The sequence below is a fragment of the Limnohabitans sp. YIMB22184 genome (genome assembly GCF_048020265.1).
In the GTDB taxonomy this organism is placed as follows: Bacteria; Pseudomonadota; Gammaproteobacteria; order Burkholderiales; family Burkholderiaceae_C; genus Limnohabitans_A.
This window is the reverse complement of the sequence record NZ_CP171843.1, coordinates 1644331-1663062: the sequence shown is the minus strand read 5'-3', so window position 1 is coordinate 1663062 and position 18732 is coordinate 1644331. Positions and strand designations below refer to the sequence as shown.

General features: G+C 61.5%; 15 protein-coding genes, 1 pseudogene and 1 other annotated feature. Of the genes and pseudogenes, 4 read left to right on the top strand and 12 right to left on the bottom strand.

Annotated elements, in window-relative coordinates; translation table 11 throughout:
* The first annotated feature begins 26 nt into the window (after window positions 1-26).
* Window positions 27-1163 carry a JmjC domain-containing protein gene (locus ACHEXL_RS07820; RefSeq protein ID WP_416558778.1) on the top strand — a complete coding sequence of 379 codons (1137 nt, stop codon included), beginning with the start codon at window positions 27-29 and terminating at the stop codon, window positions 1161-1163.
* Window positions 1164-1361: 198 nt separating this feature from the next.
* Here the strand turns inward: ACHEXL_RS07820 and ACHEXL_RS07815 are convergent.
* Window positions 1362-2599, bottom strand: a protein-coding gene (locus tag ACHEXL_RS07815; protein ID WP_416558777.1) for an IS3 family transposase whose coding sequence is annotated in 2 segments (ribosomal slippage) — window positions 1362-2308 and window positions 2308-2599 — 1239 coding nt in all. Because the reading frame shifts where the segments join, the coding sequence is not laid out codon by codon here.
* Window positions 2202-2318: a sequence feature (AL1L pseudoknot), on the bottom strand. Its footprint overlaps the gene before it by 117 nt.
* Before the next feature lie 72 nt (window positions 2600-2671).
* Between ACHEXL_RS07815 and ACHEXL_RS07810 the strand changes: the two genes are divergently transcribed.
* On the top strand, window positions 2672-2860 hold the full coding sequence (locus tag ACHEXL_RS07810) for a hypothetical protein (RefSeq protein WP_416558776.1): 189 nt from the start codon (window positions 2672-2674) through the stop codon (window positions 2858-2860).
* A 130-nt stretch (window positions 2861-2990) separates the two neighbouring features.
* On the opposite strand, the gene bamC is transcribed toward ACHEXL_RS07810, so the two are convergent.
* The 4 genes from bamC to ACHEXL_RS07790 all read right to left on the bottom strand — a co-directional run bounded on the left by bamC (window position 2991) and on the right by ACHEXL_RS07790 (window position 7024).
* Window positions 2991-4100 (bottom strand): outer membrane protein assembly factor BamC, encoded by a 1110-nt coding sequence (bamC, locus tag ACHEXL_RS07805; protein ID WP_416561324.1) that lies wholly within the window; start codon window positions 4098-4100, stop codon window positions 2991-2993.
* 26 nt (window positions 4101-4126) lie between these two features.
* The gene (dapA, locus tag ACHEXL_RS07800; RefSeq protein WP_416558775.1) at window positions 4127-5023 is read right to left on the bottom strand and encodes a 4-hydroxy-tetrahydrodipicolinate synthase; all 897 of its coding nucleotides are present in this window, start codon (window positions 5021-5023) and stop codon (window positions 4127-4129) included.
* Window positions 5024-5132: 109 nt separating this feature from the next.
* Window positions 5133-5678: a class I SAM-dependent methyltransferase gene (locus ACHEXL_RS07795; protein ID WP_416558774.1), complete on the bottom strand. Its 546-nt coding sequence runs from the start codon at window positions 5676-5678 to the stop codon at window positions 5133-5135.
* A 134-nt stretch (window positions 5679-5812) separates the two neighbouring features.
* Entirely contained in the window at window positions 5813-7024 is a 1212-nt protein-coding gene (locus ACHEXL_RS07790; protein WP_416558773.1) for an MFS transporter, read from the bottom strand.
* Between the two features lie 144 nt (window positions 7025-7168).
* Between ACHEXL_RS07790 and ACHEXL_RS07785 the strand changes: the two genes are divergently transcribed.
* Both ACHEXL_RS07785 and parC read left to right on the top strand, forming a co-directional pair.
* Complete coding sequence (locus ACHEXL_RS07785) at window positions 7169-9160, top strand: DNA topoisomerase IV subunit B (protein ID WP_416558772.1); 1992 nt, start codon at window positions 7169-7171, stop codon at window positions 9158-9160.
* A gap of 106 nt (window positions 9161-9266) precedes the next feature.
* On the top strand, window positions 9267-11642 hold the full coding sequence (gene parC / locus ACHEXL_RS07780) for a DNA topoisomerase IV subunit A (RefSeq protein ID WP_416558771.1): 2376 nt from the start codon (window positions 9267-9269) through the stop codon (window positions 11640-11642).
* A 223-nt stretch (window positions 11643-11865) separates the two neighbouring features.
* Here parC and ACHEXL_RS07775 read toward each other — a convergent pair whose 3' ends face one another.
* The 7 genes and pseudogenes from ACHEXL_RS07775 to ACHEXL_RS07745 form a co-directional block, all read right to left on the bottom strand.
* Entirely contained in the window at window positions 11866-12828 is a 963-nt protein-coding gene (locus ACHEXL_RS07775) for a hydroxymethylglutaryl-CoA lyase (RefSeq protein ID WP_416558770.1), read from the bottom strand.
* Window positions 12825-14033 carry a CaiB/BaiF CoA transferase family protein gene (locus ACHEXL_RS07770; RefSeq protein ID WP_416558769.1) on the bottom strand — a complete coding sequence of 403 codons (1209 nt, stop codon included), beginning with the start codon at window positions 14031-14033 and terminating at the stop codon, window positions 12825-12827. Before ACHEXL_RS07770 ends, ACHEXL_RS07775 begins: the two co-directional genes overlap by 4 nt.
* 11 nt (window positions 14034-14044) lie before the next feature.
* Window positions 14045-15016 (bottom strand): Bug family tripartite tricarboxylate transporter substrate binding protein, encoded by a 972-nt coding sequence (locus tag ACHEXL_RS07765; RefSeq protein ID WP_416558768.1) that lies wholly within the window; start codon window positions 15014-15016, stop codon window positions 14045-14047.
* A 35-nt stretch (window positions 15017-15051) separates the two neighbouring features.
* A complete protein-coding gene (leuD, locus tag ACHEXL_RS07760) occupies window positions 15052-15690 on the bottom strand; it encodes a 3-isopropylmalate dehydratase small subunit (RefSeq protein WP_416558767.1) in 639 nt (212 codons plus the stop codon).
* A pseudogene (gene leuC, locus ACHEXL_RS07755) lies at window positions 15687-17134 on the bottom strand (3-isopropylmalate dehydratase large subunit). Before leuC ends, leuD begins: the two are co-directional and overlap by 4 nt.
* 108 nt (window positions 17135-17242) lie before the next feature.
* Complete coding sequence (locus ACHEXL_RS07750) at window positions 17243-18145, bottom strand: LysR substrate-binding domain-containing protein (protein WP_416558766.1); 903 nt, start codon at window positions 18143-18145, stop codon at window positions 17243-17245.
* A 61-nt stretch (window positions 18146-18206) separates the two neighbouring features.
* The gene (locus ACHEXL_RS07745) at window positions 18207-18722 is read right to left on the bottom strand and encodes a DUF1993 domain-containing protein (protein ID WP_416558765.1); all 516 of its coding nucleotides are present in this window, start codon (window positions 18720-18722) and stop codon (window positions 18207-18209) included.
* Window positions 18723-18732: the final 10 nt, after the last annotated feature.

Genomic DNA, 18732 nt, shown 5'->3' with positions numbered 1-18732 from the left:
GTTGAGCCCCGCAACCGGATCGGAACATGCACACAGAACAACCCCTGGCCTTGCTCGGCGGCCTGACCGCCAGCCAATTCATGAAGCGCCACTGGCAGAAAAGGCCTTTGCTGGTGCGCAACGCCATCCCGGGTTTTGTGCCTTGTGTGGGTCGCGCGGACTTGGTGGCGCTGGCGGGGCAGGAGGGCGTGGAGTCGCGGTTGATCGTGGATTCGCCCAAGGGTTGGAAGATGAAGCACGGTCCATTGTCCAAGCGCAGTCTGCCGCCTTTCAGCCAGAAAAAATGGACATTTTTGGTGCAAGGTGTCGACTTGCACCACGACGGCGTGCACGCGCTGATGCAGCAGTTTCGCTTCGTGCCCGATGCGCGGCTGGATGATGTGATGATCAGTTATGCCACCGATGGCGGCGGTGTGGGGCCACACTTTGACAGCTACGACGTGTTTTTGTTGCAGGCCCATGGCCAACGCCGCTGGCGCATTGGTCGCAACAAAGACCTGACCCTGCAAACGGGTGTGCCGCTGAAGATTCTGCAAAACTTCGAGGCTGAAGAAGAGTTTGTGCTCAACCCTGGTGACATGCTGTATTTGCCGCCTAAATACGCCCACGACGGTGTGGCCGAGGGCGAGTGCATGACCTGGTCTATTGGGTTTCGGGCGCCGCAAGAGGGCGAGTTGGCGCGTGAGTTGTTGCTGGGTCTGGCCGACGAGGCTTTTGACGGTGTGGGTGATGCGCTTTACCGAGACCCAAAGCAAGCGGCAGTGTCGTCTCCTGCAGCTGTTCCGCAGTCTTTGGCAGGCTTTGCACGTCAAGTGGTTGATAAAGCGCTTAAAAATCCTGACTTGCTCGACAGTTTATTGGGCGAGTACCTGACCGAGCCGAAAGCCAATGTCTGGTTTGACGGCGCCGAAACCGAGCCCGATCTGTCGGCGGGTGTTCGCTTGGATCGGCGCACCAAAATGATGTACGACGATCGGCATGTGTTCATCAACGGTGAAAGCTTCCGCGTGGCGGGTAAAGATGCTCGCTTTTTGCGTCAATTGGCTGACAAGCGTTGTCTATCTCCGGCTTCTTGCGCCATTTTTAGTGAATCTGCCCGAGAGGCTCTGCTCGATTGGATGTCTGCCGATTGGTTAAAACCCGGTGAGGATTTTCTCGAATAAAAGTACGGTTTGAAGGTTTCGCGTCAGCTTTGTGACTTGCGTTCTGTCGTAGCCTAGGGAAAACGATATAATTTCTGACTGAGAACGAAAGAGCTCGAGTGCTTTTGTCTCGGTCCAAGCAGTCCTCAAATCTGCTTCCGACAATTTCCGGAAATTGTTTTAACTGAATCGCCCCGGGTTTCGTGGAGGCCAGTTGGTTTAAGTTGAGACCTCGGTCTCGTGCTTCCCGGCTAGCTGCCGGTAGTAGTTCACCTCAGCTTCAGCCGGTGGAATATACCCAATCGAGCTCAGCAGTCGGTGGTGGTTGAACCAAGCCACCCATTCCAGGGTTGCCAGTTCCAGTGCCTCCTTGGTTTTCCAGGGTGCACGGCGGTGTATCAATTCGGCCTTGTACAGCCCATTGATCGTCTCGGCCAGCGCGTTGTCGTAGCTGTCGCCACGGCTGCCCACCGATGGCTCTATCCCAGCTTGGGCCAGGCGTTCGGTGTAGAGAATGGAAACATATTGAGACCCCCTGTCCGAGTGATGTATCAATGCATCTGAGCGTTCAGGTTGTCTGTCGAACAAGGCTTGCTCCAGGGCATCCAACACAAAGTCAGTACGCATCGAACTGCTCACCCGCCAGCCCACGATGCGCCGTGCAAACACGTCGATCACAAAGGCCACGTATTGCCAGCCCTGCCAGGTGCTGACATAGGTGAAGTCCGACACCCACAGTTGGTTTGGACGCTCTGCTTTGAACTGGCGATTGACCCGGTCCAGCGGGCATGGCGCGGCTTTGTCCGAGACGGTGGTTTGCACGACCTTGCCCCGGCGAACGCCGTGCAATCCCATGCGCTTCATGAGCCGCTCGACCGTGCAGCGCGCCACCTTGGTTCCTTCACGATTCATCTGGTGCCAGACCTTGTCTGCGCCGTAGACCTGCATATTGGCCTGCCAGACGGCTTGGATTTGCGGGATCAGGGCTTCATCGCGTTTGGTCCGGGCGCAAAGCAGCTCGGGCTTGCGTTGGCGGGCAGCATGGCACCTGTAGCCAGAAGGGGCGATTTGCAGCACGTTGCAAATCGGCTCGACCCCGTAGGCGTGACGGTTTTGATCAACAAAGTCCCTTAAGACTTGAGTCGGCGGTCGAGCTCCGCCTGGGCAAAAAAAGCGCTCGCCAGTTTGAGGATTTCGTTGGCTTTGCGCAGTTCCTTGACTTCGCGTTCGAGGTCTTTGATGCGGGCGCGCTCATCAGAGCTGACGCCATCGCGCATGCCTTCGTCAACCTCGTGCTGGCGAACCCAGTCGTTGAGGGTTTGCGGCACACACCCGATCTTGGGGGCAATGGACTCAATGGTGGCCCAAAGGGATGGGTACTCGCCACGGTGCTCGAGCACCATGCGGACAGCGCGTTCGCGCACTTCGGGTGAAAAACGGTTCGATTTCTTGCTCATGGCTCCATCTTCTCAAAGTGTGGAGCCTCCTCAAAACCCGGGGCGATTCATAACCCCATAAGGAAAATCACCATGAACAAGTCCCTCGTTTTGGCCGCCATCATCGCTGCTGCTGCTCTGTCCGCTTGCGGCAAAAAAGAAGAAGCTGCTGCGCCTGCTGCTCCAGCACCAGCTGTTGAGGCCCCTGCTGCTGCTCCAGCCGCTGACGCTTCTGCTGCACCTGCTGCCGCTCCAGCTGCTGACGCATCTGCTGCCAAGTAATGGTTTGCCGCTTTCCTGGCTTGCGCCAGGAACGCATGAAAAAAACCCCGCCATGCGGGGTTTTTTTATGGGCCGTTGGCACCAGTGATGAGTGTGGGCGCAAGGCCCCCAGTCACCAGTGCGGCGTCGATCAACGCAGTTCGTTGGCCAGCAACTTCAAGATGCGCTCGGCATTGCCGGAGGTTTCAGGTTGGCCATTGGCATTTTGCACACGCACAAGGCTGGCGCTGCCTTTGTCGGTCAGGGTGATGCGGTAACGGGACAAGGCGGCTTCTTCTTTTTTGCTGCTGAACAACCGGCTGAAAAAGCCCGTGTCCTTGTCGGCGGTGGTGCCGGACGTCACATAGCGCACGAAGTAGACGCCTTTGCTGCGGTCACGGTCTTCGACCGTGAAGCCGGTGCGGTCCAGCGCCACGCCGGTACGACGCCAGGCGCGGTCCAGGGTGTCGTTGATCTGGATGGTGGGTTGTCCGTCCAACGTGGTGACGGCTGCGACTTGGGCTGGCATGCTGTCCATGGCCGCCGTCTTGGCGGCTTCGGGTGACGCTCCCAGTTTCACCATCAGGCGGCGCAGGAACTCGATTTCCAGTTCGGCATCGCTGGCACGGGGCTGCCAGACGGTTTGTTCTTTTTGGGCGCTGGTGTAGTTTTCGACCATGCCGCGGTGGGTGATGTAAATCTCGACGCCGCCTTGTGCATTGCGCTCTACACGGGTGCGGAACTTGTCGCGCTCACCCGAGGAATACAAGGAGTCGAGCACTTTGCCCAAAGTTCGGCGGATGATGTCTTGCGGGATTTTGGCGCGGTTTTCCGCCCAATCGGTTTCCATGATGCCCACGTCAGGTGAGTCGGTGACCAGGGTGAAACCGTTGCTGGTCCAGAACTCTTTCAAAGGCTCCCAGACTTTGTCGGCGGGGCGTGCCACCACCAGCCAGCGCTGGTTGCCTTGGCGCTCCATGCGCACATCGCCCAAATTGTTGGCTGCAGTGCCAGCATCGGCAACGCGGGCACCGGCGCTCTGGAAGCCGGACGCCGTGGCCGAATTGCTCTCGATGGCGTAACGGGAATCGCGGCGCAGCTGGCTCAGGTCGGGCGGGATCTCGAGTGTTGGCGCCTTGGCCGCACTTTTGTAGTCAATCTTGTCTTCTTCCAGAACAGAGCAGCCACTGGCCAAAATCACCAAGGCCGCGGCCACCGCGGTGCGCTGGACGGTTTGGCAAGACGTAGAGCGAAGGGACAATTTCACAAGCAATCCTTAGGTGAAAATCAAATCAGGCCACTGGCCTTGAGCGCGGCCTCGACGACAGGTTGTTGCGACTCGGACAACTCGGTCATGGGCAAGCGCAAGGCTGGACCGCAAAGGCCCATGCGGTTCATGGCCCACTTCACGGGGATCGGGTTGGCTTCGACAAACAGGTTCTTGTGCACGGGCATCAGCTGGAACTGGATGCGCATGGCTTCTTTCACATCGCCGCGCAAGGCAGCCATGCACAACTCGTGCATCAGGCGCGGAGCCACGTTGGCGGTCACGCTCACGTTGCCAGCGCCGCCGCACAGCATCAGTGCCACGGCGGTCGGGTCATCGCCGGAGTAAACGGCAAACTCTTTGGGCAGATCGCGGATCAGCCATTGTGCGCGTTCGATGTTGCCGGTGGCTTCCTTGATGCCGACGATGCCGGGCACTTGCGCCAAGCGCAGCACAGTGTCGTGCTGCATATCGGCCACCGAGCGTCCGGGCACGTTGTACAAAATCACGGGCAAGTCGGGCGTGGCCTCGGCAATGGCGCGAAAGTGCCGGTATTGGCCTTCTTGGGTGGGCTTGTTGTAGTAGGGCACCACCTGCAGCTGGCAGTCGGCCCCGACTTTCTTCGCGAACTTGGCCAGTTCAATGGCTTCGGCCGTGGAGTTGGCACCGCAACCGGCCATGATCGGCACACGGCCAGCGGCTTGTTCGACCGAGACCCGGATGATTTCGCAATGCTCATCGACCGTGACCGTGGGCGATTCGCCCGTGGTGCCGACCACACCAATGCAATCGGTGCCCTCGGCCACATGCCAGTCGATCAGTTTTCGCAAAGTGGGGTAGTCCACTTTGCCGTCTTCGAGCATGGGGGTGATCAGGGCAGGAATGCTGCCACGGATGGGGCGAAATTCGGTGGTCATGTCAGGTGTTTCTGAACTGAAAAAACCCATTCTAACGAGTGCAGGCCGCTTTGATGAGCTCCGGTGCAGTGGAATTTCGCCCGCAAGGCGGGGTAAACCCGGGTTGTGGTCAAGGGGCGCGCAAAGGCCAGCGTTGCACTGTGCCTGACGTCACAGGCCGTACCGCTGCGATGCGTTGCACGAATCGATCTGGTGAGCTCTCGAAGCCATCTTCGTAAGCCACTGTGTGCAGGCCATCGCTTGCCTGGAGCAGCTCGCCTGCTTGCAGCAAAAAATCAGGCCGGGACGGTTTGCCCACGCTTTCGTTGCCAGTGGCAAAGGTTTCGTAAATCAGCACACCACCCGGTGACACGCTGCGCACGATGACGGGCAGCAACGGACGCCAGAGGTAATTTGTGACCACCACGCAGCCGAAGGTTTGCCCAGCGAAGGGCCAGGGGCCGTTTTCAATGTCGGCGCAGGTGACGGGGCCAAAAGCCTGTGCCAAAGCCAGGGCGTCAGGGTTCCGGTCCACGCCCTGCACTTGGTGGCCCTGCGCTGCCAGCCAGCGCATGTGGCGTCCAGCGCCGCAAGCCACATCGAGGACGCGGCTGCCCGGTGCGATCAAATGGGCCCAGCGTTGCAGCCAGGCAGAAGGGTTTTCGGTGCCGTGCATGGATTCAGTTCCGTCAAGTCAAAAGCAAGACCACAGCTGTTCGGACAGCATGATGACCACGTCGGGTTTGGCATAAAGCCAGAACGTCAGACCCAGCACAGCGATCACCGACAACAGGGTTTTGGTCCGGGTGGTCATGCTGCTTGGGGCGCGTGGCGGTGGATCGGGCTTTCGCGCACGGGCAGGTTCACCAGCGCGGCAAAAACGCCCAACGCAATGGCCAGGTACCAAACAACGTCGTAGCTGCCTGTTTTGTCGTACAGATAGCCACCCAGCCACACGCCCATGAATGAGCCGATCTGGTGGCTGAAAAAGATGAAGCCGCTGAGCATGGACAAGTGCGCGACGCCAAAAATCTGTGCCACGGCCGCGTTGGTGGGCGGCACGGTGGACAGCCACAGCAGGCCCATCACGGCCGAGAAGATGTAGACGCTCATCGGGGTCAAGGGTGCCAGCAGGAACAACACGATGGCCACCGAGCGGGCGGCGTAAATGAAGGCCAGGATCTTTTTCTTGGCCATTTTCTGGCCCAAAGTGCCTGCGATGTAAGTGCCAAAGACGTTGAAGAGGCCAATGAGCGCCAAGGCGTAGCTCGCCACCTGGGGCGCCAGCCCGTGGTCTTTTAGGTAGCTGGGCATGTGCACGCCAATGAACACCACCTGAAAGCCGCACACAAAATAACCCGCCATCAGCAGCTGAAAACTAGGGTATTTGAAGGCTTCTTTCAAAGCCTGAGCAATCGTCTGGTCACGCTTGACCTGGCCCGGCGTGTTCAAGGCAGGTTCGCGCAGGCCCCAAGCCAGGGGAATGATCAGCATCGCCGCCGCTGCCAGGATGACCAGCGCGGTTTGCCAGCCCATCTGGCTGATCAAAAGGCCTTCAACGGGCACCATCAAAAACTGGCCAAAACTGCCGGCCGCCGCCGCCACGCCCATGGCCCAGGAGCGGCGCTCGGCGGGCACGTTGCGGCCAATCACGCCATAAATCACGGCGTAAGTGGTGCCTGCCTGGGCCGTGCCGATGATCACGCCGGTGAACAGCGCAAACACCCAGGGGTCTGTCGACCAGGCCATGCCCAAAAGGCCCACGCCATAAATCAAAGCCCCGATGGCAATGACACGAAATGCGCCAAAACGGTCCGCCACCATACCCGCAAAAATGCCCATGAAGCCCCAGGCCAAATTCTGGATGGCCATGGCAAAAGCGAATTCCTGGCGACCCCAGCCTTGGGCTTGGGTGATGGGCTGCAGCCACAAGCCAAAGCCGTGACGGATGCCCATGGACAGGGTGACGATGGCCGCGCCGCAGGCCAGCACTTGGAACAGGGAAAGGGGTTTGTGTTGCATCCCCTGACTTTAACCAATGCGGGCACCGTGCGTTGTCCCGCAGATGCGGCGCCGCCGCAGACTTCTGTCTGCATGCGCCAGTTGTCTGAAACCACTGGTTTTGCATCCAGTGGGTCGACATAAATCCCACTACAATCCGCCACCATGGCCACCCAATCAACTGTCAAAACCTCCAACGCCTCGAGTGAATATTCCGAGGGCTCGATCCGCGTTCTCAAGGGCCTGGAGCCCGTCAAGCAACGCCCGGGCATGTATACCCGCACCGACAACCCCCTGCACATCATTCAGGAAGTGCTGGACAACGCTGCCGACGAGGCGCTGGCGGGTTACGGCAAAAAAATCAAAGTTGTCCTGCACACCGACGGCTCGGTCAGCATCGAAGACGATGGCCGGGGCATTCCCTTTGGCCTGCACCCCGAAGAAAAAGCGCCTGTCATCGAGCTGGTCTTTACCCGCCTGCACGCGGGCGGCAAGTTCGACAAGGGCAAGGGCGGGGCTTACAGCTTCTCGGGCGGTTTGCACGGCGTGGGCGTGTCGGTGACCAACGCGCTGTCCAAACGCCTGGAGGCCACGAGCTACCGCGAAGGCCAAGTGGCGACGTTGGTGTTTTCGGGCGGCGACGTGACCGAGCCGCTGGTCGCCCGCCCCGCAGGCGAGGGCGACCGCAAACAGGGCACCACCGTGCGCGCCTGGCCTGACGCCAAGTATTTCGAATCCAGCGCCCTGCCCATGAACGAGCTGACGCACCTGCTGCGCAGCAAGGCCGTCCTCATGCCGGGCGTGACGGTGACCTTGGTGAACGAGAAAACCAAGGAAACCCAGCAGTGGCAATACAAAGCCGGTCTGCGCGATTACCTGACGCAAACCCTGAACGGCGACCCGGTGATCCCCTTGTTTGAAGGCGAAGGTTTTGCCGACGGCAACAGCGAAAGCTTTGCCGACGGCGAGGGCGCATCGTGGGCTGTGGCCTTCACCGAAGACGGTGCGCCTGTGCGCGAGAGCTACGTGAATTTGATCCCCACCAGCGCAGGCGGCACGCACGACAGCGGCTTGCGCGATGGCCTGTTCACCGCCGTCAAAAGCTTCATCGAGCTGCATGGTTTGCTGCCCAAAGGCGTCAAGCTCATGCCCGAAGACGTGTTCGCCCGCGCCAGCTATGTGCTGAGCGCCAAGGTGCTGGACCCGCAGTTTCAGGGCCAGATCAAGGAACGCCTGAACTCGCGCGACGCGGTGCGGCTGGTGTCCAGCTTTGTGCGCCCGGCGCTCGAGCTCTGGCTGAACGAGCATGTGGACTACGGCAAAAAGCTGGCGGAGCTGGCCATCAAGGCCGCGCAAACCCGCCAGAAGGCCGGTCAAAAAGTCGAAAAGCGCAAGAGTTCGGGTGTGGCCGTGCTGCCCGGCAAGCTGACCGATTGCGAAAGTCGCGACATTGCCGACAACGAGGTCTTTCTGGTCGAGGGCGACTCGGCGGGCGGCAGCGCCAAGATGGGCCGCAACAAGGAAACCCAAGCCATCTTGCCCCTGCGCGGCAAGGTGCTCAACACCTGGGAAGTGGACCGCGACCGCCTGTTTGCCAACAACGAAATCCACGACATTTCGGTGGCCATTGGCGTGGACCCGCACGGGCCTCAAGATAACCCCGACATGAGCAACCTGCGCTACGGCAAGGTCTGCATCTTGAGCGATGCGGACGTGGACGGCTCGCACATTCAGGTGCTGCTGCTCACTTTGTTTTTCCGCCACTTCCCCAAGCTGATCGAAGCGGGCCACCTGTATGTGGCGCGCCCCCCGCTGTTCCGCGTGGATGCGCCTGCACGCGGCAAAAAGCCCGCCTCCAAAGCCTACGCGCTCGACGAGGGCGAACTCACCGCCATCATCGACAAGCTGCGCAAAGACGGGGTGAAAGAAGGCGCTTGGAGCATCAGCCGCTTCAAGGGCCTGGGCGAGATGAGCGCCGAGCAGCTGTGGGACACCACGCTCAACCCCGACACCCGCCGCCTGCTGCCGATCGAGCTGGGCCCGCTGGACAACGCGGGCACCGAAAACCTGATGACCCAGCTCATGGGCAAAGGCGAAGCCGCCGCCCGCCGTGAGCTGATGGAACTGCATGGCGACAGCATCGAAATCGATGTGTGATGTTGGCCGTCACCGCACGCTTTGTCCCTGTCATCGCGAGGCACGAAGCGATCCATGGATGGCCACGCCGCGCTCACCATGACAGTTATCTTCATTGAATTGCCCCATGACCACTGACCTGTTAACCCCCGAACCCACCGCCGCTCCCGAAGGCGACCACCTGGGCGCTTACGCCCAGCGTGCTTATCTGGAATACGCGCTGTCCGTCGTCAAAGGCCGCGCCTTGCCCGATGTGTGTGATGGCCAAAAGCCGGTGCAGCGGCGCATTTTGTATTCGATGGACCGCATGGGTTTGTCGTACAGCGGCCCGAACAACAACACCGCCGCCAAGCCCGTCAAAAGCGCCCGTGTGGTGGGCGATGTGCTGGGCCGCTACCACCCGCACGGCGACACGGCGGCGTATGACGCGCTGGTGCGCATGGCGCAGGATTTTTCGCAGCGCTACCCGCTCATCGACGGCCAAGGCAACTTTGGCAGCCGTGACGGCGATGGTGCAGCCGCCATGCGTTACACCGAAGCGCGGCTGTCGCGTATCACCAGCTTGCTGCTCGATGAGATCGACATGGGCACGGTGGACTTCATTCCCAACTACGACGGCTCGACCGAAGAGCCGCGCCAACTGCCCGCCCGTTTGCCCTTCACCTTGCTCAACGGTGCGAGCGGTATTGCCGTGGGCCTGGCCACCGAGATCCCCAGCCACAACCTGCGCGAAGTGGCCGACGCCTGCGTGGCCCTGATCAAAAACGAGAAGCTCAGCGACAGCGAACTGATGGCCATCATTCCCGGCCCGGACTACCCCGGTGGCGGCCAGATCATCAGCCCGGCCAGCGACATTGCCGACGCTTACCGCACCGGGCGCGGCAGCCTCAAAGTGCGTGCCCGCTGGAAGATCGAAGACCTGGCCCGTGGCCAGTGGCAGTTGGTGGTGACCGAGTTGCCGCAGGGCGTGAGCTCGCAGCGCGTGCTCGAAGAGATCGAAGAACTGACCAACCCCAAAGTTAAGGCCGGTAAAAAAGCGCTCAGCACCGACCAGCTGCAGCTCAAAGCCAGCATGCTCGCCGTGCTGGATGTGGTGCGTGACGAGTCGAGCAAAGACGCCGCCGTGCGCCTGGTGTTCGAGCCCAAGACCAGCCGCATTGAACAGCAGGAACTCATCATCGCCTTGCTGGCCCACACCAGCCTCGAAACGTCTGCGCCGATCAACATGACCTCAGTGGGCATCGACGGCAAACCGGTCCAGAAGTCGCTGCGCCAGATGCTGCTGGAGTGGATCAGCTTCCGCCAGACCACCATCACCCGCCGCAGCCAGCACCGCCTGAACAAGGTGCTCGACCGCATCCACATTCTGGAAGGCCGTCAGCTGGTGCTGCTCAACATCGACGAAGTGATCCGCATCATCCGCCACAGCGACGAGCCCAAGCCTGCACTGATCGAAGCCTTCAAACTCACGGACCGCCAGGCCGAGGACATCCTGGAGATTCGCCTGCGCCAACTGGCCCGTCTGGAGGCCATCAAGATCGAACAGGAGCTCTCCGAGCTGCGTGAAGAGCAGGGCAAGCTCGAAGAGATTCTGGGCAGCCCCGCCGCGCTGCGCCGCTTGATGATCAAAGAGATCGAAGCCGACGCCAAGACCTTTGCCGATCCGCGCCGCACGCTGATCCAGGAAGAGAAAAAAGCCGTGGCCGAAGTCAAGGTGGTGGACGAGCCCGTGACGGTGGTCGTGTCGGAAAAAGGCTGGGTGCGCGCCCGCACCGGTCACGGCCACGACGCCACCAGCTTCGCCTTCAAGGCGGGCGATGGTTTGTATGGCACTTTTGAATGCCGCACGGTGGACCAGCTCATCATCTTTGGCACGGCCAAGAACGGATCGGGCCGCATCTACAGCGTGCCCGTGGCCACACTGCCCGGTGCACGCGGCGACGGTCAACCCATCACCACGCTCATCGACCTGGAAACCGGCACGCAACCCGCCCATTATTTTGCAGGCCCCGCCCATGCCACCCTGCTGCTCAGCGGCTCGGGCGGCTATGGCTTCATGGCCTCGGTCGAGAACATGATTTCGCGCAACAAGGCGGGCAAGGCCTTCATCAGCCTGGGCGAGGGCGAAACCGTCTGCGCCCCGAGCCATGTGAGTGGCAGCAGCGCTACGGTGCCTGCTGACAAGCAGCCCATGCCCGCAGCCACCAGCGTCTGCTGCGCCAGCACGGGCGGCCGCGTGCTGACCTTTGAGATCAGCGAACTCAAGACCATGGAAAAAGGTGGTCGAGGCCTGATGCTCATCGACCTCGAAGCCAAAGACAGCCTAGCCGGAGCTGCGGCTTACACCCGCAGCGTCAAGATCGCGGGCATTGGTCGGGGCGGCAAAGAGCGCGAAGAAACGCTCGAAATCCGCAGCCTGAACAACGCCAAAACCGCCCGCGCCAAAAAAGGCAAAGTGGCGGATTTGGGCTTCAAGCCGAATCGCGTGACGCGGGTGGAGTGATCAGGGCAAATTGGTGTTTTTTTAAGCACGCCCCGCCAGCCCTTGCCGGGCGTGGCTTTGGCGGCTTGTCCAAGCACTTATCCACAGCTTTGGGCACGGGGTTTGGGGACAGTTGGGGATGCGGGTCAGCCCGAAAACAAGGCCAACCATTCACTTTTGAAGTGAATGCCCAACCTCGCCACACCCCAAAACGGCATCGGCAAGCCGGAGGACCCCGGCAGCTTCAGTTGCCGCTGAGTGCGGCTGGCATCGGGTGCAAGTCCAGCCGCTGGCCGGCTTTGAGGATTTGGCTGGGCACGTCGTGGCCGATCAAGGCAGGAAGACGGCTGGCAGCGGCCAGCAGGCGCGTCAGGTCCACGCCGGTGTTGTAGCCCATCAGGTTCAGTGCGTGGACGATTTCTTCGGTGCAGACATTGCCCGAAGCCCCCGGCGCATAGGGGCAGCCACCGATGCCGCCGAAGGAGGCGTCAAAGCGGTCGGCCCCGGCATCCATGGCGGCCAGCACATTGGCCAGACCCATGCCGCGGGTGTTGTGGAAATGCAGCGTCAGCTCGGTGTCGGGCCAGCGTTCGCGGAAAGCCTGGGTGAGCTGCGTCACTTGTGTGGGGTAGGCCATGCCGGTGGTGTCGCACAGCGTCACCCCATGTGCGCCGAGCTCCTGCACATAGCGCTGGCACCAGTCCAGCACACCCTTTATCGGTACATCGCCTTCCATCGGGCACCCAAAAGCACACGACAGTGACACGTTGATGGCCACGCCCGTCCCCTGCACAGCCCGCGTCACCTCGGCCAAGCCGGCAAATGAGGTGTCACGCGTCATGCGCAGATTCGACAGGTTGTGGCTCTCGCTGGCCGACATGACCAGATTGAGCTCGTCGGCGCGCGACTCCACGGCCCGTTCGGCACCGCGCACATTGGGCACCAGTGCGCTGTACACCACACCCGGCTGGCGGCGGATTTCGCGCAGCACCTGCTCGGCGTCGCGCAGGGCAGGAATCGCCTTGGGCGACACAAAAGCGGTCACCTCGATTTTGGACAGCCCTGCTTCAGACAGGGCGTCCACCAAGGCAATCTTGTCTTCGGTGGGTACAAAGGCAGACTCGGCCTGCAGGCCATCGCGTGTCCCAACTTCCTGCAGATGGATGCGGCGGCCTGCGCCTTGCCAGACGTTGTCGTTCATGTTCATGCCACCACTTTCTTGTTGCGCAATTCGCCAATCTGGTCAGCACTCATGCCCAGCTCGGCCAGCACCGCATCGGTGTCGTCACCCAGCTTGGGCGCCGAGCTGCGCACCCGGCCAGGGGTGCCCATGAGCTTGGGCACGATGCCGGGCACTTCGATCTCATGGCCGTCACGCGTTTGTTGCTTCAGGATCATGTCGCGGGCGCGGTAGTGCGGGTCTTCCACGATGTCCTTGGCGGTGTAAACACGGCCGGCTGGCACGCTGGCCTGGGCCAGCGCCGCCAGCACGTCGGTCACGCTGCGGCTTTGCGTCCAGGCTTCGATGGCCGCGTCGAGTTCTTGCACGCGCTCCACGCGGCCGGCGTTGTTGACCAGCGCCGGATCGTTGCCCAGGTCTTCGCGCGCAATCACCTGCATCAGCCGCTTGAAAATGCTGTCGCCATTGCCGGCGATCAGCACCACACCGTCGGCACAGCTGTAGGCGTTGGAGGGCGCAATGCCCGGCAGCGCCGAGCCTGCCGGTTCGCGGATGGCGCCGAAGGCGCTGTATTCGGGCACCAGGCTTTCCATGGCATTGAAGACGGCTTCATTGAGCGCCACGTCGATCACTTGACCCTGGCCGCCATTGACTTTGCGGTGGTAGAGGGCCATCAGTACACCGATCGTGCCATGCAGCGCGGCCAGCGTGTCGCCAATGGAAATGCCGCAACGCACCGGGATGCGGTCCGGCTCACCGGTCAGGTGACGCAAGCCGCCCATGGCCTCGCCGATGGCGCCAAAGCCCGGCAGATCGCGGTAGGGCCCGGTCTGGCCATAACCCGAGATGCGCAGCATCACCAGGCCGGGGTTCGTCTTGGAAAGGGTTTCGTAGTCCATGCCCCAGTTTTCAAGCGTGCCAGGACGGAAGTTTTCGATCAACACATCGGCCTGCGCGATCAGCTGGCGGGCAATGTCCTGCCCTTCGGGGTTCCGCAAGTCCAATGCAATCGAGCGCTTGTTGCGCGACTGCACCTGCCACCAGACGGACGTACCGTCCTGCAGCATGCGCCAGTTGCGCAATGGATCGCCTGCACCGGGCGGCTCGATCTTGATCACATCGGCGCCGAAATCACCCAGCGTCTTGGCGGCAAAGGGGCCGGCGATCAGCTGGCCCATCTCCACCACCCGCAGGCCCTTGAGTGCACCTGGCGTCAGTTGCGGCATGTTCATCACGGCATTCCTTAGTCAATGGTCGCGCCAGATTCCTTGACGATCTTGGCCCAGCGTGGCAGGTCGTCACGCACCAGCTGCGCAAACTGCTCAGGCGTGGACTTGAAGGGCTCACAGCCGACACCGGCCAGACGCTCCTGAACGTCCTTCGATTCGAGTGCTTTGGCGATCTCGGCGTTGAGCTGGCTGACGATGGCCTTGGGTGTACCGGCAGGGGCAAACATGCCGTACCAAGGCGTGGCCCCAAAGCCCTTGATCGTCTCGCCAATCGTGGGTGCATCAGGCAGGGCAGGCAGGCGTTTGGGGTTGACCACACCCAGCACCTTGACTTTGCCCGAGCGGATGAAGGCGATCGACGACGGCAAGCTCTGCACCGACACTTGGACCTGACCTGACACCAGATCGGTCACAGCCGCTGAGGCGCCCTTGTAGGGCACATGCATCATGTTGATGCCGGTGGTCTTGCCCAGCATTTCGCCAATCAGGTGGTTCAGGGTGCCGTTGCCGGCAGAGCCAATGTTGATTTTGCCAGGCTGTTGCTTGGCCAGCGAGATCAGCTCGGCCGTGTTTTTGGCGGGAAATGCAGGGTTGGCGACCAACACATACCCGGCGGTGGCCACAGTGCCAACAGGCTCGAAGTCCTTGACCGGGTCAAAGCCCGTGTTCTTGTACAGCGAAGGGTTGATGACCATGGAGCTGTCGGCCGTGATGAACAGCGTGTAGCCATCCGCACGGGCTCGCGCAGCGGCCACCGTCCCCACATTTCCGCCAGCCCCTGTGCGGTTATCCACCACAAAGGACTGCCCGGTCTGTTCGCTCAGCTTCTGTGCGATCACCCGAGCGATCGTGTCGTTGGCACCACCGGCCGCATGGGGCACGATGATGGTGACGGGCTTGGCGGGGAATTTGTCTTGTGCCAGCAAGGGCGCGGCAACAGCCAGTGCCAAGCTCAGGGCCAGAAGGTTTCGGCGTTGTGGGAACATGGTGGGTCTCCTTGTTAAAAAAACAGTCATGGAATTCAGGCAAAAAGCCAGGGGGTGTTTTGGCGCTGACGCGCTTCGTAGGCACGGATAAGGTCGGCCTGTTTCAGGGTGATGCCGATCTCATCCAGCCCCTCAAGCAGGCGGTGCTTGCGCGAAGCGTCTACTGCGAACGGCATCGACAGGCCGGTGGATGTCTGGATCGTTTGCGAATGCAGGTCGACTGTCATGGTGTAGCCGGGGTGGTGCACCACTTCCTTGAACAGTTGCGTGATCAGCGTGTGGGACAGCACGATGGGCAGGAGGCCGTTCTTGAAACAGTTGTTGAAGAAGATGTCGGCAAAGCTGGGCGCGAGCAGCACCCGGATGCCGAAGTCGTTCAGTGCCCACACGGCGTGTTCGCGGCTGGAGCCGCAGCCAAAGTTCTCGCGCGCCAGCAGGATCTGCGCACCGGCATAACGCGGCTGGTTCAGCGCAAAGGCCATGTTGCGCGGGCGTTGTGACGCGTCCTGTCCTGGCTCGCCGCGGTCCAGATAGCGCCATTCGTCAAACAGGTTGTCGCCAAACCCGGTGCGGCTGATCGACTTCATGAACTGTTTGGGAATCAGCGCATCGGTGTCCACGTTGGCGCGGTCCACCGGCACCACCAGCGATTGCAGTCGGTTGAACGGTTTCATGCGGTCTCCTCCAGGGCTTCGAGTTCTTCGACGCGGGCCAAACGGCCGGCAATCGCAGCGGCGGCGGCCAGCGCCGGGCTGAGCAGGTGGCTGCGCCCGCCGGGGCCCTGCCGGCCTTCAAAGTTGCGGTTGCTGGTGGACGCGCAGCGCTCGCCCGGCGAGAGGCGGTCGTCGTTCATGCCCAGACACATCGAGCAGCCGGGCTCACGCCACTGCAGGCCTGCCTCGGTGAAGATTTTGTCCAATCCTTCGGCCTCGGCTTGCGCCTTGACCAAACCAGAGCCGGGCACCACCAGGGCCTGCACCACGTTAGCAGCTACGCGGCGGCCCTTGACCACGGCGGCAGCGGCACGCAGGTCCTCGATGCGGGCGTTGGTGCAGGAGCCGATGAAGACTTTGTCGATGGCGATGTCGCGCATGTGTGTGCCCGCTTGCAGGCCCATGTAGTCGAGGGCGGCCAACATGCTGGCACGGCGCACGGCATCGGGCTCGGCGGCCGGATCGGGAACACGCCCGTCGATGCCCACCACCATATCGGGCGAGGTGCCCCAGGTCACCATCGGCTCAAGCGTGCTGGCGTCGATGGTCAACTCGCGGTCAAAGGCGGCTCCTCATCGCTCACCAGCGTGCGCCAGGCGGCCACCGCAGCTTCCCATTGGCTGCCCTGCGGTGCTTGCGGACGGCCACGCAGGAAGTCGATGGTCTTGTTGTCCACGCCCACCAATCCGACGCGCGCGCCTGCTTCGATGGCCATGTTGCACAGCGTCATGCGGCCCTCCATGCTGAGATCGCGTACCGTGCTGCCGGAAAATTCGATGGCATAGCCTGTGGCACCCGCCGTGCCCAGCACGCCAATGACGTGCAGCACCAGATCCTTGGCTGTGAGCCCCGCTGCCAGTGGCCCCTCCACACAGACCCGCATGCGCTGCATGGGACGGATCGCCAGGCACTGCGTCGCCAACACGTGTTCCACATCGGAGGTGCCCACCCCAAAGGCCAGCGCACCAAAGGCACCATGGGTGCTGGTGTGCGAATCACCGGCCACCAACGTCATGCCTGGCAGCGTGGCCCCCTGCTCGGGGCCGACCACATGGATGATGCCCTGCGTTTTCTGGCCCAGGCCATGGAAGGTGATGCCAAACTCCTGACAGTTCAGACCGAGTTGCCGCACTTGGGCTCTCGAGAGCGGGTCTTCGATGGCGTCTACCGATGTGCGTTGGGCCGCCGTCGTGGGGACGTTGTGGTCAGCCACGGCGATCATCGTGGAGGGTCGCCATGGCTGGCGGTTTGACAGGCGCAAGCCCTCGAAGGCTTGCGGGCTGGTGACTTCGTAGACGAGGTGCCGATCCACATAAATCAGGCATTCACCGTCAGGAGTCTCGTCAATCAGGTGGCTTTGCCAGAGCTTGTCGAACAGGGTTTGTGGGTGAGCGCTGGGGTGCATTGCAGTGGGCCATGGATCAATCTGGCTCGCAGTGTAGGAACAAGCGCACACCTGTTGAATGACCAAGGCGACAAATGAGCTTTCGCGGATGGCGAAAGCAAGCAGCCCTCAGCGGGCGTCTGGCGAAACCAGATGATCGAGCAGGCCACGCACCGGCCGCGCCAGTGCCGACAGGTCTCTGACGCCCAGCAACAGTTCTCGTGCAACCCAATCGTCACTCAATTCAATCAGGCGCAGACCCAAAGCCTTCACCAGCGGCTGCGCCGCAGCAGACGGCAAGACGGCAATCCCCAAACCCGCGGCCACCATTTGGCACATGGCGTCAAAACTGCGGACATGGATGCGGATGCGCAGGGGTCTGCCCAGCTGTCCACTTTCGAGTGAAAGCCGCTGCGCCAGCGATGTGGCTTGCGTGAGGCTCACAAAATCGAAGTCCACGGCTTCTGTGAAAGCCACTTTTTTGCGTCGCGCCAAGTGGTGGCCATGGGGCACCACCAGCACCAGACGGTCATGGCGATAGCGTTGCGTCTGCAAGCCCAGGGTGGGTGTGCGGTCCGCAAAAATGCCCACATCGGCTCGGCCGTCCAGCACCGCCATGACCACCTCGTGGCTGTCGGCCTCATTGAGTTCGATGCGGATGCCGGGTTGAAGTTGTGCAAACGCGGCCAGGTCTTGGGGAAGGAATTGGGTGATGGCCGATGTATTGGCCCACAGGCGAACCACCCCCATCAGACCTTTGGCATGGTCGGAAAGATCGGCATTCATCTGGTCCACATCGCCCAGAATGCGCTGCACATGCCGCTGCAGGGCCTGGCCTGCCGAGGTCAGCTTGACGCCGCGTGAATGCCGCTCCAACAAGACCACGCCGAAGGCGGTTTCGAGATCGGAAATGCGCTTGCTGGCGGCCCCGACAGCCAGCATGGCCAATTCAGCGCCTTGGCTGATGCTGCCCGTGCGGGCCACCAGGTTAAAGAGCGACAGGGACACGAGATCGATGCGGTGCAGGTTCATCAGAAACCTCCATCAGATGTTGATGTCATGCGGATCCCGTCGAGACAATTGGCTGAAACGCTCAGCCTTGCGCGCCCATCAGGTAGTCCACCTTGCCCACCTCCACACCGTTGTGGCGCAGGATGGTGTAGGCCGTGGTGATGTGGAAGTACATGTTGGGCAGCATCCAGCCCGTCAGGTAGTCCTGCCCTTTGAGCGTGCGGGTTTTGCCCGGGCCAGCGGGGAAGGTGATTTCTTTGTCTTCGGTGCCGTCCAATGCTGCGGCTGGCACAGTCGCGATGTAGGCGAGTGTTTTCTGGATGCGCTCTTGCAGCTGGGCCAGTGTGGTTTCGGTGTCGTCGAACTTGGGGGCTTCAATGCCGCTCAAGCGGGCCACGCCGTTTTTCACCGCATCGCAAGCGATCAGCACCTGGCGGGTGAAGGGGAACATGTCGGGTGCGAGGCGGTAGGTGGTCAGCGCCGTGGGGTCGATTTTTTTGGCGTCAACGAATTGCTCAGCTTTGCTCAGGATGTGGCTCAAGTTGCTCAGCATGCGGGTGCACACGGGCAAGCTGGCGCTGGACATGGAAAGGGTCATCAAAGTCTCC

What these genes read in the sequence shown, in the direction of transcription:
- ACHEXL_RS07820 (WP_416558778.1), top strand. Translation starts at nt 27, where the DNA reads ATGCACACAGAACAACCCCTGGCCTTGCTCGGCGGCCTGACCGCCAGC.
- ACHEXL_RS07765 (WP_416558768.1), bottom strand. Translation starts at nt 15,016, where the DNA reads ATGTTCCCACAACGCCGAAACCTTCTGGCCCTGAGCTTGGCACTGGCT.
- ACHEXL_RS07785 (WP_416558772.1), top strand. Translation starts at nt 7,169, where the DNA reads ATGGCCACCCAATCAACTGTCAAAACCTCCAACGCCTCGAGTGAATAT.
- ACHEXL_RS07790 (WP_416558773.1), bottom strand. Translation starts at nt 7,024, where the DNA reads ATGCAACACAAACCCCTTTCCCTGTTCCAAGTGCTGGCCTGCGGCGCG.
- dapA (WP_416558775.1), bottom strand. Translation starts at nt 5,023, where the DNA reads ATGACCACCGAATTTCGCCCCATCCGTGGCAGCATTCCTGCCCTGATC.
- ACHEXL_RS07775 (WP_416558770.1), bottom strand. Translation starts at nt 12,828, where the DNA reads ATGAACATGAACGACAACGTCTGGCAAGGCGCAGGCCGCCGCATCCAT.
- ACHEXL_RS07795 (WP_416558774.1), bottom strand. Translation starts at nt 5,678, where the DNA reads ATGCACGGCACCGAAAACCCTTCTGCCTGGCTGCAACGCTGGGCCCAT.
- ACHEXL_RS07770 (WP_416558769.1), bottom strand. Translation starts at nt 14,033, where the DNA reads ATGAACATGCCGCAACTGACGCCAGGTGCACTCAAGGGCCTGCGGGTG.
- ACHEXL_RS07810 (WP_416558776.1), top strand. Translation starts at nt 2,672, where the DNA reads ATGAACAAGTCCCTCGTTTTGGCCGCCATCATCGCTGCTGCTGCTCTG.
- parC (WP_416558771.1), top strand. Translation starts at nt 9,267, where the DNA reads ATGACCACTGACCTGTTAACCCCCGAACCCACCGCCGCTCCCGAAGGC.
- leuD (WP_416558767.1), bottom strand. Translation starts at nt 15,690, where the DNA reads ATGAAACCGTTCAACCGACTGCAATCGCTGGTGGTGCCGGTGGACCGC.
- ACHEXL_RS07745 (WP_416558765.1), bottom strand. Translation starts at nt 18,722, where the DNA reads ATGACCCTTTCCATGTCCAGCGCCAGCTTGCCCGTGTGCACCCGCATG.
- ACHEXL_RS07750 (WP_416558766.1), bottom strand. Translation starts at nt 18,145, where the DNA reads ATGAACCTGCACCGCATCGATCTCGTGTCCCTGTCGCTCTTTAACCTG.